This is a genomic window from Pseudomonas sp. DCB_AW (assembly GCF_026240895.1).
Taxonomy (GTDB): domain Bacteria; phylum Pseudomonadota; class Gammaproteobacteria; order Pseudomonadales; family Pseudomonadaceae; genus Aquipseudomonas; species Aquipseudomonas kermanshahensis.
Genome location: NZ_JAPFCE010000005.1, coordinates 146,231 through 160,114, shown reverse-complemented (window position 1 = coordinate 160,114; position 13,884 = coordinate 146,231). Strand labels below are relative to the sequence as shown.

12 protein-coding genes and 1 pseudogene are annotated in these 13,884 nt (G+C 56.5%); all 13 read left to right on the top strand.

Features of this window, described 5'->3' with window-relative positions:
* Nucleotides 1–233 precede the first annotated feature (233 nt).
* The 13 genes and pseudogenes from tssB (at nt 234) to OO306_RS05880 (ending at nt 13,765) form a co-directional block, all read left to right on the top strand.
* A complete protein-coding gene (gene tssB, locus OO306_RS05940) occupies nt 234–737 on the top strand; it encodes a type VI secretion system contractile sheath small subunit (RefSeq protein WP_265968030.1) in 504 nt (167 codons plus the stop codon).
* Nucleotides 738–754: 17 nt separating this feature from the next.
* Nucleotides 755–2,245 (top strand): type VI secretion system contractile sheath large subunit, encoded by a 1,491-nt coding sequence (gene tssC / locus OO306_RS05935; RefSeq protein ID WP_265968028.1) that lies wholly within the window; start codon nt 755–757, stop codon nt 2,243–2,245.
* A complete protein-coding gene (gene tssE, locus OO306_RS05930; protein WP_265968027.1) occupies nt 2,242–2,652 on the top strand; it encodes a type VI secretion system baseplate subunit TssE in 411 nt (136 codons plus the stop codon). The genes tssC and tssE overlap by 4 nt, the downstream gene beginning before the upstream one ends.
* Nucleotides 2,653–2,655: 3 nt before the next feature.
* Nucleotides 2,656–4,422, top strand: coding sequence for a type VI secretion system baseplate subunit TssF (tssF, locus tag OO306_RS05925; protein ID WP_265968026.1), 1,767 nt, complete (start codon nt 2,656–2,658; stop codon nt 4,420–4,422).
* Complete coding sequence (tssG, locus tag OO306_RS05920) at nt 4,386–5,402, top strand: type VI secretion system baseplate subunit TssG (protein WP_265968025.1); 1,017 nt, start codon at nt 4,386–4,388, stop codon at nt 5,400–5,402. Before tssF ends, tssG begins: the two co-directional genes overlap by 37 nt.
* A complete protein-coding gene (locus tag OO306_RS05915; RefSeq protein WP_265968023.1) occupies nt 5,399–5,965 on the top strand; it encodes an FHA domain-containing protein in 567 nt (188 codons plus the stop codon). Before tssG ends, OO306_RS05915 begins: the two co-directional genes overlap by 4 nt.
* Nucleotides 5,962–6,756 (top strand): type VI secretion system lipoprotein TssJ, encoded by a 795-nt coding sequence (gene tssJ, locus OO306_RS05910; protein WP_265968022.1) that lies wholly within the window; start codon nt 5,962–5,964, stop codon nt 6,754–6,756. Before OO306_RS05915 ends, tssJ begins: the two co-directional genes overlap by 4 nt.
* A gap of 55 nt (nt 6,757–6,811) precedes the next feature.
* Nucleotides 6,812–8,155 carry a type VI secretion system baseplate subunit TssK gene (tssK, locus tag OO306_RS05905; RefSeq protein ID WP_265968021.1) on the top strand — a complete coding sequence of 448 codons (1,344 nt, stop codon included), beginning with the start codon at nt 6,812–6,814 and terminating at the stop codon, nt 8,153–8,155.
* Nucleotides 8,152–8,958, top strand: a complete 807-nt coding sequence (gene icmH, locus OO306_RS05900; RefSeq protein ID WP_265968020.1) for a type IVB secretion system protein IcmH/DotU — start codon at nt 8,152–8,154, stop codon at nt 8,956–8,958. Before tssK ends, icmH begins: the two co-directional genes overlap by 4 nt.
* A gap of 132 nt (nt 8,959–9,090) precedes the next feature.
* Nucleotides 9,091–9,606 (top strand): Hcp family type VI secretion system effector, encoded by a 516-nt coding sequence (locus tag OO306_RS05895; RefSeq protein ID WP_265968019.1) that lies wholly within the window; start codon nt 9,091–9,093, stop codon nt 9,604–9,606.
* 73 nt (nt 9,607–9,679) lie between these two features.
* Nucleotides 9,680–11,089 (top strand): annotated as a pseudogene (locus OO306_RS05890) (type VI secretion system Vgr family protein); the annotation flags it as partial.
* Nucleotides 10,972–13,263 carry an RHS repeat-associated core domain-containing protein gene (locus OO306_RS05885; protein WP_265968041.1) on the top strand — a complete coding sequence of 764 codons (2,292 nt, stop codon included), beginning with the start codon at nt 10,972–10,974 and terminating at the stop codon, nt 13,261–13,263. The pseudogene OO306_RS05890 and the gene OO306_RS05885, both read left to right, overlap by 118 nt.
* Nucleotides 13,264–13,270: 7 nt before the next feature.
* A complete protein-coding gene (locus tag OO306_RS05880; RefSeq protein ID WP_265968018.1) occupies nt 13,271–13,765 on the top strand; it encodes a hypothetical protein in 495 nt (164 codons plus the stop codon).
* Nucleotides 13,766–13,884: the final 119 nt, after the last annotated feature.

The window sequence follows — 13,884 nt, the reverse complement described above, 5'->3', positions numbered from 1 at the left end:
GCCTAGTACACACAATCAACTGCACACAAATAAATATTTACTTACATTTTTTAACTCGACCAAAAGTCCTTGCCACATGCATGGTTTTTATAGCGATAGGGAACTAACCCTCTCAATCGGCGATATGTAGGAAATTTCCCACAACTCATAAACCAGAACAACCACAACGTTTAAACACGCAGTAAAAAACCCTACTACGCAACACCAAATCCACACCATGGAGTTATGGATTGATGTCTAAGAACATTGGCTCCGTTGCGCCAAAAGAGCGCATCAACATCAAGTACGTCCCTGCCACCGGCGATGAGCAGGCCGAAATAGAGCTGCCACACAAGATGTTGGTACTGGGAGATTTCGGTTTGGAGGACAGCCGCGCACTGGAAGACCGCCCGGTCATGCGCATCGATAAACACAGTTTCAACAACGTGTTGCATGACGCTGATGTGAGCTTGGACATGTCCGTGCCTTCACTGCTCAGCGCAACTCCAGACGCCGAACTCGCCGTCAACCTGCAGTTCAAGTCCATCAATGATTTCGGGCCAGACCAGATCGCCCAACAGGTACCGGAGCTGAACAAGCTACTGGAGCTGCGTGAAGCGCTGGTCGCCCTTAAAGGCCCACTCGGCAACGTGCCGACATTTCGCAAGCAGCTGCAGCACCTGTTGAACAACGAGCAGGCCCGCAAGCAGCTCGCCGAAGAACTGGACCTGGTGCTTGAGGCGCCAAAAGAAGATTGAGACCACGGAGCGTCCCCATGCCAAAGCAGAACAGCACCCCTGTCGCCGTCGACACAACTACCGAGACATTGAGCAAGGCCACGCTGCTGGATCAGATCATGGCGGAAACCAAACTGGTGCCGGCTCAAGAGGGCTATCAAGTCGCCAGGCAAGGTGTATCTGCCTTTATTGCCGAGATCCTCAAGAGCAATGATCCAGATCAACTCATCAACAAGCACCGTGTCGATCAAATGATTGCGGAACTGGATCGGGTGCTCGGCAGGCAGATGGATGCCATTCTGCACCAACCTGAGTTCCAGCAACTTGAGTCGGCCTGGCGTAGCCTCAAACTTCTTGTCGAACGAACGGACTTCCGCGAGAACATCAAGCTTGAAGTGTTGCATGTCAGCAAGGAAGAATTGCTCGATGACTTCGAGAATGCCGCCGACATCACCTGCAGCGGACTTTACAAACATGTTTATACAGCAGGTTATGGACAGTTCGGGGGTGAGCCGGTTGCTGCGATGGTCGGCAACTACAACTTCGGGCCTTCTTCCCCCGATATCAAGCTCTTGAGTTACATGGCCTCTGTCGGCGCCATGTCCCACGCGCCCTTCCTGGCCGCACCGGCCCCTGAATTCTTCAACCTGAGCACCTTCGAAGACTTGCCCAACCTCAAGGAGATCAAGGACATCTTTGCCGGCCCCCGTCATGCCAAATGGCGGGCTTTCCGTGAAAGCGAGGATGCTCGCCACGCCGCCCTGACCGGACCACGCTTCATGCTTCGCTCCGCTTACCATCATCAGGACCAGCCGTGCAGAAGCTTCAACTACGATGAGAATATCAACGGTCGGCATGATAACTACCTGTGGGGCAACTCTGCCTTCCTGTTGGCCAGTTGCATCAACGAAAGCTTTGCCCGCTACCGCTGGTGCCCGAACATCATCGGCCCGCAATCGGGGGGAGCCGTCGAAGACCTGCCGGTTCATCTGTACGAATCGCTGGGCCAACTGCAGGCCAAGATCCCTACCGAAGTGCTGATCTCCGACCGCAAGGAGTTCGAGTTGGCTGAAGAGGGCTTCATCACCCTGACCATGCGCAAGGACAGCGACAACGCGGCGTTCTTCTCTGCCAATTCAGTGCAGAAACCTAAGAACTTCCCTAAGACCCCCGAAGGCTTGCAAGCTCAGACCAACTACAAGCTCGGCACCCAGTTGCCCTATCTGTTCATCGTCAACCGCCTGGCTCACTACATCAAAGTGCTACAGCGCGAACAGATCGGCAGCTGGAAGGAGCGACGCGACCTTGAATCCGAGCTCAACAAATGGATCAAGCAATACGTCGCCGACCAGGAAAACCCCTCGGCCGATGTTCGCAGCCGTCGCCCGCTGCGTGCTGCCAGAGTTGAGGTCTCTGACGTTGCCGGCGATCCAGGCTGGTACCAGGTCTCGCTCTCCGTTCGCCCGCATTTCAAATACATGGGTGCGAACTTCGAGATCTCGCTGGTTGGGCGGCTCGACACGCAATGACCGGTTTCTTTGATCGCTTGATGGCGGATCAGTCCATCTGCCGGCAAACATCCCGGCAGGAGAGTGCGCCCCAAAAATTCGCCGCCATCAAACGCCACCTCGAAACCCTGCTCAACGCTCGCCAGGGGTGCTCCCAGAGCAGCCCTGAGCTGGGCCTGCGCGACTTCAACGGGCATGACGTAAGCAGCGGCGACTTGCTCGCACAAGTGAGTGCGGATATCCGCCGCACCCTTCAGCGCTTTGAGCCACGAATCAAGGTACGTGCACTTAAGGCAGTGCCCGATTGTCACGCTCCGCTCGAGTTGCATTTCAGGCTGGACTGCCATGTGCAGGTCAACAACCAAGCGGAACAGTTGCAATTGGAGTTGTTGGTCAACGGGCACAACCGCCACACCCGAGTAAGGTGACCCATGTCATTGAAGGACCGATTCAGCGAAGAGCTGCGCTACTTGCGCGAGCTGGGAAATGACTTCGCCAAGGACAATCCACAGCTTGCCCGGTTTCTTGGAAGCAGTGGTAGCGACCCCGATGTCGAGCGACTGATGGAAGGCTTTGCGTTCCTGACGGCCAAGCTGCGGCTCAAGCTGGAGGATGACCTGCCGGAACTGACGCACCCCATGCTGCAGTTGCTGTGGCCGAACTACCTGCGGCCGCTGCCAAGCGCGACGATTATCCAATTCACGCCACGCAAGCAGTCGCTGAGTCAATCGCAGAGTATCCCAAAAGGCTCGCGTCTCTTTTCCAAGCTCGTAGACGGTATCGCCTGCGAGTATCGCACTTGCACGGAAGTGAAGGTGCACCCTTTTACGATATGCAGTGTGGGCTCCACACAGACACTGGACAACTCGATTGTACGCATCGACCTCGAAACGTTGGTCGAACGCCCACTGAATACCCTGGGCTGTACACGACTGGACTTTCACCTGAGTGGGGACGATCTCGCTGCGCGTACGCTGTACCTGTGGCTCTCGCAATACCTCAAGCATGTCAGCGTGACCATCAATGACGAGGTTCGCCGACTACCCGCCAGCTGTATCGCATTTCCTGGGTTCAGCCCTGAAGAGGCCTTGCTGCCCTATCCGCAGAATGTCTTCGATGGCTATCGAATCCTGCAGGAATACTTCGTCTTCCCTCAACGGTTCCATTTCTTCAGCATCACCGACCTGCAAAAACTATGGCCGGCACAACAAAGCCCGCAGGTAGTCATCGAATTCCAGTTCTCGCGTCCGTTGCCGGAAACGCTGCGTGTTGGAAAGAGCGACTTCAACCTGTTCTGTACCCCCGCGGTCAACTTGTTCAAGCACAGTGCCGAGCCCATTGACCTGTCCTGTAATGCCGCCCATGTGCAGCTGAAACCTAAAGGCACAGAACAATACGCTTACGAGATTTTCAGTGTCGATCAGGTCATCAGCACCCGAACGACGTCCGATGGCAGTACCCGTGAGCACTTACGGACCTTTCGTCCTTTCGACTCATTTGCACATGAAATCGAACATGTTCAAGGGCGCACGGCCCTGTACTACCGCTACCAGCTCGAAGAGTCCCTGCGTGGCGATGGCGTCACCCACAGCATCGCTTTCGTCCGCGCCGATGCCAGCCACTACATCGGCGAGCTGGAAACGGCGTCCATTGACCTGACCTGCACCAACAGAGATTTGCCACAGGCGCTGGGTGCCGATGACATCAACGTTGTAACCGAGTTTACGCCGCCTCTGGCGACCTACTCCAACATCCGTCCCCCCACCCGTGCCTATCGGCCGGTGCTGGACGGCGAGTTGCAGTGGGCCTTGATCTCAAACATGTCGCTCAACTACCTGTCGCTGCTCTCGGCCGACCCGCTGAAAGAGATCATCCGCGCTTACGACTTCGCAGCCCTGCACGACATCCAGCAAACACGCACCACCCGCAAGCGCCTCGACGGCATCCGCGAGATCCACACAGAACCCATGGATTGGCTGATCAAAGGGCAACCCATTCGCGGCTTGCGCAGCCGCCTGAAATTGGATCAGGCCGCCTTTCTTTGCGAGGGCGACTTGTACCTCTTCAGCTGTGTGCTGGCGCACTTCTTTGCCCTGTACGCCAGCATCAATTCCTTCCATCAACTGGAAGTGATCAATATCACCAACAACGAGCACTACACATGGCCAATCCAGACCGGCAAACAACCGCTGATCTAGCCGACAAGCTGCTCGCCGACGCGCACCGCTACAACTACTTCCAGTTGCTGGAGCGCTTGCATGGCTTGCACGGAGATGACCTGGAGCCCCGTTGGCCAAACGAGGCCACCCGGCTGCGCGTGCGGCTGGCCTGCGACCCGCGGCTGACCTTTCCGGTCTCGGATGTCTACAAAGCCGAGCGTATGCCCGATGAGGAGCAACGCTACCGTGTCTGCACCACCTTCATGGGATTGCACGGCACAGATTCGCCTTTGCCCACCTATTACCTGGAGCAGGTGGCTTATGAGCATGCGCAGGGTATCGGTGTGCGTCCGGCCTTTTTCGACTTCTTCAACCACTACCTGCTGAGCCTGTTGCATCGCGGTTGGCGCAAGTACCGCTACTACATCCGTTTTCAGCCAGGCGCCAAAGATGGATTCTCACAGTACGTCTTTGCCCTGCTCGGGCTGAATGACAAACAGCTGCGAGGTGACACGGCATTGCCCTGGAGCCGGCTGCTCAGCTTTGCTGGCGTGATCGCCAGCCGCAGCCGGGCGCCCGGCACCGTCGCCGGCATCATTGGCCATTGCTTCGATCTGAAGCATGTGCAAATCCGCGAATTTGAAACGCGCTCGGTGCCTACCACAGGTAGGCAGCTTGTCAGCCTTGGGCGTAGCAATGGCCAGTTAGGGAGTACGTTTACCGTCGGTAACCGTTCGCGCACCCGCAGCAGCAAATTCACCATCGTCATCAGCGAGCTCGATCAAACGCAACTGCGCCAGTTGCTGCCCAGCGGCGTCAACTTTAGCCGTTTACGCGCATTGATCGATTTCCTCTTGCGGGACGGCATGGCCTACGACTTGGAATTGCGCCTCAAGCAGAACGCGCTGTCACCGTTCTGCCTGCACCGCAGTCAGGGCGCCTACTTGGGTTGGACCAGTTTCATCGATGACCGACATGGCGAAATCAGCCCTGTCGTTCGTTTCCGGGGGCGCTCATGAGCACGTTGATGATGAGCATCACCAACCTCGACCAGTTACAGCCTGACGTCATCGTTCGACACACGTTCGATTGCAAAGGCGGCACCATCGGCAGTGAAGGTGCGAGTTGGCTGATGAATGATCGAAATCACAGCGTTGCGCCGATCCACTGCGAGATTCGCTGGATCGAAGACAGCTTCTGCGTGATCGACCGCTGCGCACGCACCTATCTAAACGACAGCATCAACAGCCTCGGGGCACTTTCGCCCCGGCGTCTGCTTGAAGGCGATCAGCTCCGTATTGGCGCTTACCGATTGCTGGTTCAGCACTCGCAAGAGCATGCCAACGCACGCTCGCTGGAAGACCTGCTCAACCCTGATGCAAGCGTACTTGATCGCCTGATCGCCGATCCGCCCGCCAACGGTGGTCGCAGCAGCACAACCACCCAAGCCATCACCGAGATTTGCTCGGCCTTTGAAACGCACAAAGGCAATGACCCTTTGCTAGCACTGAACGCCGTGGGAGATACAAATGCGTCACTAGAAGACCCACTGCAACGCTTGATTGCAGGAGCACGCCCATGACGCGCGATCTGTTCACAGCCGCCCTGCTGACCGCGCTGATCGGGCTTTCAGGTTGCACCTACCTGAGCAGAGTGAGCCAAGTGGCCATGGACCCCTCGTTGCCCATTGGGTCACCCAAAGATCATCCGACCCAGGTTGCATTCAGCATCAATGCCAGCCCTACCCTCAATGGCAACCCGAACAGCCTCGACATTTCGGCCGATCATGAAAACGCTCTGGAGCCAAGCCCCTACGCGGTCAGCCTGAGTGCCGGCGACCCTCACGCATTGACAGAAAAAGTCGGAAGCCTGTTCGCGTTCCTGCAAGAGCAATTTCCAGCGATGTCCCCTGTCGTGATCATCGAAGACGACGAAGATGAGCCGCAACGCTCCTCCCTGGAAGAAAGCACACCTGGCAGCTACGACGACCCAACGGTAGTGCTGACCTTACCGCGCACCCCAACCGTGACCACAGAGCCTGTCGCTACCCCCATCGCCATCAAGATCCTGCAACTGCGCGACGACTCATTGCTGCGCAACAGCGTGTATCAACTGCTGGATGAGGATCCAGCCAAGGTCCTGCGCAGCACCTACATCCGCGATGACGATTACCTGCTGCACCCCGGCCAGTTCAAGTTCATCCCCTTCGTGCCCATCGACCCCGAGACCCGCTTCGTTGCGGTGATCGGCGATTACCGAAACCAGGAGAACGCCACCTGGCAGCAAGTACTGCGCATTCCCCCGCGTGGGCGCCAGATCATTCTTTCGGTGCTGGTCAACGACACGCAGATCCTGCTCAAGGAGGAAGACTGATGGCGCGGCCACAGCGCTTGTCCTTTTCGCTTACTCACGCTGACACGGAGCGCTCATGAGTTCACGTAATCCCGTCCTGTGGCCTGAAGGCCTGTTCGTCAAACCACAGCATTTCCAACAGGCGGCCCGGGCGAGCGAAGCGGCCCTGCATCAGCGCCTCGGCAGCCTCAACGCAGCCTTCTACGGCTTCAGCGAACTTCAGTTGAGCGACGAGTACCTGAGCCTGGGCAAGATCGCCATCACCCGCGCGCGCGGCATCATGCCCGACGGCACGGTGTTCGATATTCCTGCAGACCTGCCACCACCGCCGCCGCTGGAAATAGACGATGACGGCGCCAATGACAGCGAAGTTTACCTGTGCCTACCGCTGCGCACCGAGGGCGGACGCGAGGTGAGCTGGCCCGACAATACTGCCAACTTCCGCTACATCGCCCAGGCGCACGAGATCAAGGATACCCACACCGCCGACGGTGACCTGGTCCAAGTCGACCTTGCCGTACCCAACCTGCAGCTCAAGCGCAAGGCAGAAGACAGCAGCGCCTTCACCCGCCTGGCACTGGCACGCATTATGGAGCGGCGCCCCGACGGTAGCCTGCAACTGGATGAGGCCTTCTACCCCACCAGCGTTTCGGTGCGGGCGGTACCGGCGCTGCAGCGGTTTCTTGAAGAAATTACCAATACCCTGCGCGAACGGGCACGCAACCTCGCCGCCCGCATTGGCGGCGCTGGCCAGTCGGGTATCGCCGACATTCGCGACTTCAACCTGCTGCAAGCCATGAACCGCTGGTGGCCCTGCTTTCAGCACTTGGCCAGGCAGGCGCAGACGCACCCTGAGCAGCTCTACCTGTGCATGAGCCAGGCCTGTGGCGAGTTCGTGACCTTTACCGACGAGAGCAGGCTGCCGCAGGAATACCCCGCGTATCACCACACAGCGCTGCGTACCTCCTTCAAGCCGTTGGAAGACACCCTGCGCCGCTGCCTCAGCACCGTCCTGCAACCGCGCGCAGTATCGCTACCGATCGAAGCGCTGGATTACGGCGTAATGACGACCACCTTGGAAGATCGCTGGCTAATCGACGAAGCCGATTTCATTCTCGCCGTGCGGGCTAACTTGCCGCCACAGGTGTTGCGGCAGATGTTCGTGCAGAAAGCCAAGGTCACGTCACTGGAATCCCTCAATGACCTGGTGCCCTTGCAACTGCCAGGTATCCCCTTGAACCCATTGCCGGTAGCACCTCGCGACCTGCCCTTCCATGCAGGTTTCAGCTATTTCGAGCTGGACCGACGTGACCCTGCGTGGGCGTGCATGAAAACAGCCAATGGCTTCGGAATTCATATTGCGGGGGACTTCCCTGGGCTAGAGCTGCAGTTCTGGGCGATCAGGGGAGAACTGAAATGACAAGGCATTTCAGCAATGAGGACGATGTCAGCCAGCGCTTAGTGGCGTCGATTCAGGAAGCTAACAAAGAAAGGGATGAGTCGCCAGGGTATGCGGCAGACCCAGACTTTCAACTGCGCGGTGGCTACGCAAACCTGATGCTGGATGCTGCCGCTCCCCTGTTCGGCTTGGTCATACGCCTACGCACCTTGGACGCATTACCCAACATCAAGGACGTGCACCAGCAAGTGCGCAATCAGGTCGACAACATCCGCGAAGAGATACGCCAGCACGGGTATGAACCTGCCCAGTTGCTGGCGTACTCGTATGCCCTCTGCCTTTTCATCGATGAAGCCGTCATGGAAAGGCCCTGGGGCAAAAACAGTTGCTGGAGCCATGAACCACTGCTCAGCATCTTTCACGATGAAACCTGGGGTGGGGAAAAGTTTTTCACCGTGCTCTCCCGCCTGATGCAAGAACCCCAGCGTTATCAGGACGTGCTGGAGTTCATGTACTTCGCGCTGTGCCTTGGACTGCAAGGAAAGTACGCCATTGCCCCGAAAGGTGAAGTAACGCTCAACACCCTCATTCACCAACTCCACGGGATCATCCGCGAACTTCGCGGCCCCGCGCCGGAAGAAGTGTGCGACCCCTATACCAACGTGGCCCCGCGCAATTTCCGCATGAACCGGCAATGGCCGTGGTGGAGCCCGCTGGCTATCTCCGCCCTCGTCATGGCGGTGGCCTACGGCATCTACAGCTACCGACTGCACCTGATTACCACCGAGGTGCTGGAGTCGCTAAACGGCATTTTGCAGCAGTAGCAAGCCGGTATACGGCGCAACTGATTTCAACGAATTAGCGAGGCGTTTGCTTCGTTGACAAGCCCATCGCTCCCGATGGCCACGCCACCCTGAGTGCGCGTGCTTATCCACATGGACGCAGGAGAGACTGCCATGCCAACACCCGCCTACATCACAATCACTGGCCAAACTCAAGGCCTCATCACTGCTGGCGCATTCACCGCTGACTCCGTCGGCAATGTTTACCAGCAAGGCCATGAAGATAAAATCATGGTTCAGGAAATCAAGCACCAAGTTACCGTGCCCACAGACCCGCAAAGCGGCCAGCCCGCCGGCCAGCGCGTGCACAAGCCGTTCATCTTCACCAGCTCGCTGAACAAGGCGACACCACTTATGTACCAGGCGTTGGCCAGCGGTGAAATGCTGCCGACCGTGGAGATCAACTGGTACCGCACCTCGGTGGAAGGCAAGCAAGAGCACTTCTTCACCACCAAGCTGGAAGACGCCACGATTGTCGACATCAATACCACTCTGCCCCATGCACAAAACAAGGAGAACGCTGATTTCACCCAATTGATCGAGGTATCAATGGCGTACCGCAAGATTACATGGTCCCACGTAACCGCAGGTACCGAAGGCTCCGACGACTGGCGCAAACCGATCGTCTGACCCGGCTGAACATCCCTGGCAGGCAAGCCTGCCAGGGACTTTCGAATTTTCAGACGGCGGACAAGGATTGCTTATGCCTAGCCAATCTGACTTGCGTTACAGCTTCCAGCCTCTGCTTGGCAACGCTGAATTCGAAGTGGTGTCGTTCGAACTCCGAGAAGGGATCAGCACGCCCTTCGAGCTGGAGCTGAAACTGATCAGCTTCGAAAACGATATCGACTTCGGCCACCTGCTCGACAAACCCGTGCTCTTCACCATCTGGGAAAAGGAGCACCCGGTACGGTATGTGCACGGACTCGTCAGCCGTTTCAGCCAGGCTGAAAGCGGCTCCTACCGCACCTACTATCACGCGCTGGTCGAGCCCCAGCTGGCCCGTGCCAATCTTCGCTCGAACTGGCGCATTTTCCAGCAGAAGACGGTCCCGCAGATTCTTGAGCTTATGCTCCAGCGCCAGGGCATCAACCAGTACGAACTGCGCGCCAGCATGGACCATCAGGTTCGCGAATTCTGCGTTCAGGCCGGTGAGACGGACCTGGCGTTCATCGCCCGCATCGCTGCTGAAGAAGGCTTCGTCTACCGCTTCGCGCACAGTGAAAAGCTGCACAAGCTGATCATCACCGATCGCCTGCAGTCCCTTGGCTTGATCAGCCATGGCGCCATCAAAACCGAGGATGAAGACGAGGAGTTCTCTGATGACGACGAGCCTGTAGACCCCAACATCGTCTTGTACCACGCCAACAGCGGTGGCGATCAAGCCATACCCTGCCTTCGTCGCTTGCGCTACAGCGAGCAGGTGCGCACGGCTCGCCAGGTTCAGCGCGACTACACCTTTACCAACCCAGCCTACCGCCAGGAACACAGAGCCCCAGGGCCCTTCCTGGAGCATCAGTCCAAGGAGTACGAATACTTTGATTACCCGGGCCGCTATAAACGCGATGCCGTGGGCAAGCCGTTCACCGAAAACCGCATCACCGCGCTTCGCCATGATGTACGCACTGCCGAAGTCCAAGGTGACGATGTTCGCCTGCAACCGGGCCTGAGCTTCACCCTGACTGGGCACCCTCGTGACAATCTCAATGAGCATTGGCGGGTGAACACCGTTACCCATAAAGGCAGCCAACTCACCAGCCTGCAGGAAGAGGCCACCAGTTCCGATGCAAGTACGCGCTATGAGCAGACCGCCGTGCTGGTTCCCGGTCGGACCGAATGGCGCCCTGCGCCACTGGCAAAACCGCGAATCGACGGCCCGCACATGGCTACCGTTGTCGGCCCGAAGGGAGAAGAGATTTATTGCGATGAGTGGGGCCGGGTCAAGGTCAGCTTCCCCTGGGACCGCGAAAGCCAAAACAACGAATTCAGCTCCTGCTGGGTCCGCGTTTCACAAGGCTGGGCAGGTGGCAGCTGGGGCTCGATGGCCATCCCGCGCATCGGCCAGGACGTGATCATCCAGTACGTCAATGGCGACCCCGACCAGCCGATGGTCGACTCGACCGCTATGAAGTTGATATCGCCGGCCAACTGACACGTTACATCGATCCTGCGCAAAAAAAACTGCAATGTCGCTACGACCGAAGCGGCCGCTTGATCGAGCGCACCGATGCCATGGGCTACAGCGTGAAGTTCAGCTACGACGCCTATGGCCGGCTGCTGCAACTGACCAATGAGAACAACGAGTCCTACAGATTTGGCTGGGACAAACTGGACCGACTGGTCGCGCAACAGGATTTGGATGGCAGTGGCCGGCTCTATGAATACAGCGTCCTGGATGAAGTCACCAGCATCACCCATGTGCCCTCTTCCTACGCACAACCACCGCTGTCCGATAACGCCCCACCGACACGAACAACCTCGATCCGACATGACTTCGAGCGTGATGCGGTTGGCCGCCTCACACGCAAACACACAGAGGATGGCACCACGGACTATAGCTACGACGCTGCCGACAATCTGCTGTCCATTGCCTTCACGGACAACCAAGGCGCGAAACAACAGCTTGATTACACCTACGATACGACCGGACAGTTGCTCAGCGAAACCAACAGCGCCGGTTTGTTGCAGTACCGTTATGACGAACTCGGCAACCTGCAGACGTTGACCCTGCCTGATCAGCGAACGCTGAACTACCTGTACTACGGCAGCGGGCACCTTCACCAGATCAACTTGAATGGCCACGTCATCAGCGATTTCGAACGTGACGCGCTACATGACGAAGTGCTGCGTACCCAAGGAAGCTTGGTCACACGCACACGCTATGACCAGAGCGGTCGGCTGGGCAGCAAGGCCATTCACTATCGCGATGCCCCTGCAGAAGTGCTGCCGTTGCTGGAGAAGTGCTATCGCTACGACGCCAGTGAGAACCTGGTTGCTGAGGTGTTAACCCAGACTCAGCGTCGTGGCATTGGTAGCGCTGCTACTGATGGCACCGCCCAGCTAGAACAGATCATTGGCCACTTTCATCATTCGCCTCACTCTGGCAAGAGCTACACCGGGAGCAACCGTTACGGCTATGACCCAAACGAACAACTGCAGACCACCCACCAATCACGCCCCAACTGGCAGGCAACCCAGGTCGAGGATTTCAAGTATGACAAGGCCGGTAACCTGTTCGACGGGCCCAAGCTCAACGGCCTGATCAAACACAACCGTGTGCTGGTCTATCAGGACAAACGCTATCGATACGACCGGTTTGGGCGGTTGTGCGAAAAGCGCATTGGCGCCCATTGGGTGCAGTACTTCGAGTATGACGCCGAACAACGGCTAGTCTGCGTAGACCAGTATCGCTGCGGTGAGCGTGAACGCGTGGTGTTTGTTTACGACCCATTGGGGAGGAGGATTCGTAAGGAGGTCTACCGGAGCGACTGTCCTGAACCGAAGAGACGGGTACTGTTTCACTGGCTAGGATTACGTTTACTGCAGGAAATTCAGAGCGGCCTGTCCAGTTTGTACATTTACGCCAGCCCGGGCAGTTATGAGCCATTGGCGCGGATAGATGGAAATCTTGAGCACGAGGGTGTGCGGTATTTCCACACCAATTTGGCAGGGCTTCCTGAACAACTGACGGATGAAAAAGGCAATACGCTTTGGAGTAGTGATTACCACGGCTGGGGCAGCGCACGAGATGAGTGGCATAGCCCTCGACAAAGACGAGAGCAGAACCTTCGTTATCAAGGGCAGTATCTTGATCGAGAGACAGGGCTGCACTACAACACGTACAGACTCTACGATCCAGCCATAGGAAGATTTACGCAAAGCGACCCTATTGGGTTACAGGGCGGGGTCAACCTGTATCAATATTCCCCCAACCCTAACTTATGGACCGACCCTTGGGGATTGACCTGCGACTCAATAAAAAAGTATAACTGGAAAAGCGTAAAACAATTTGGTCACACATTCAGCGAACATGGTGCTGGACCCAAGAACACTCAACGCCTGCTTGACCGAGCGCGTGGCACGGGAAACAATCAAGGACAATGGCTAAACAATGACCAAGCGTCCCAAATAATAGGAAACATGAAAATTAACGAACCAACCAAAATAGTCATCCCCTCAGGCCTTGGCCAAGTAACTACTCCGAACGGCAATATAATACCGACAAGAGCAGCCATTGTAGTACCTAAAGCCGATGGAATCAGAACTGCCTACCCCATATTGGAATGACCCCAAAATGAAAATTGAAATTTTAATCAAAACCTCTGACTTAAAACAACTAACCCCTCGATCATATGACCCCGAAGAGGATGACGTTCGATCAATCCTAATTGACATATGTCACTCTATCGAAGGCCAAGTAGATTTTAAGGTATCTGGATTCGGGCAAGATCGCTGGCCAGTTGACACTAGCACTGACCTCGCCGTATTCCTTGAGCAGTTACCCAACGCAATACGCGCTTTGAAAAACAGGCAACCTACCAATATAGACTTTTACGAACAAGGCATTGAGAGATATTTAAAAATCTCCCAATCAGACGACTGCGATATATACCAAATCTTTTGCGCTAGCAATACAAATTGGAAGCCCAACCCTGAGACCGAAAAAATCCATATTACTGAGTTACTGAAAATACTGAGCGCAGCAAAAGACAATTTCCTTCAAATAATTAACGAAATTTCGCCAAGCCTTACCAATCATCCATGGATCACGGAGTGGAAAAATGCGTAAATCATAAAAGTCTGTACGCACAGATAAAGCCTAAAAGCGGACAGTTGCACGAAGTGCTGGATGTCGTTTTTATCGAGGGTAACCTGGCTTGACCGAGCGAACAGGGGCAGCCCGCCCTC

Bases quoted from the DNA above. Each gene is read 5' to 3' on its own strand.
- tssB (WP_265968030.1), top strand. From the start codon at position 234: ATGTCTAAGAACATTGGCTCCGTTGCGCCAAAAGAGCGCATCAACATC.
- tssJ (WP_265968022.1), top strand. From the start codon at position 5,962: ATGACGCGCGATCTGTTCACAGCCGCCCTGCTGACCGCGCTGATCGGG.
- tssE (WP_265968027.1), top strand. From the start codon at position 2,242: ATGACCGGTTTCTTTGATCGCTTGATGGCGGATCAGTCCATCTGCCGG.
- tssG (WP_265968025.1), top strand. From the start codon at position 4,386: ATGGCCAATCCAGACCGGCAAACAACCGCTGATCTAGCCGACAAGCTG.
- OO306_RS05880 (WP_265968018.1), top strand. From the start codon at position 13,271: ATGAAAATTGAAATTTTAATCAAAACCTCTGACTTAAAACAACTAACC.
- OO306_RS05915 (WP_265968023.1), top strand. From the start codon at position 5,399: ATGAGCACGTTGATGATGAGCATCACCAACCTCGACCAGTTACAGCCT.
- OO306_RS05895 (WP_265968019.1), top strand. From the start codon at position 9,091: ATGCCAACACCCGCCTACATCACAATCACTGGCCAAACTCAAGGCCTC.
- tssK (WP_265968021.1), top strand. From the start codon at position 6,812: ATGAGTTCACGTAATCCCGTCCTGTGGCCTGAAGGCCTGTTCGTCAAA.
- tssF (WP_265968026.1), top strand. From the start codon at position 2,656: ATGTCATTGAAGGACCGATTCAGCGAAGAGCTGCGCTACTTGCGCGAG.
- tssC (WP_265968028.1), top strand. From the start codon at position 755: ATGCCAAAGCAGAACAGCACCCCTGTCGCCGTCGACACAACTACCGAG.
- icmH (WP_265968020.1), top strand. From the start codon at position 8,152: ATGACAAGGCATTTCAGCAATGAGGACGATGTCAGCCAGCGCTTAGTG.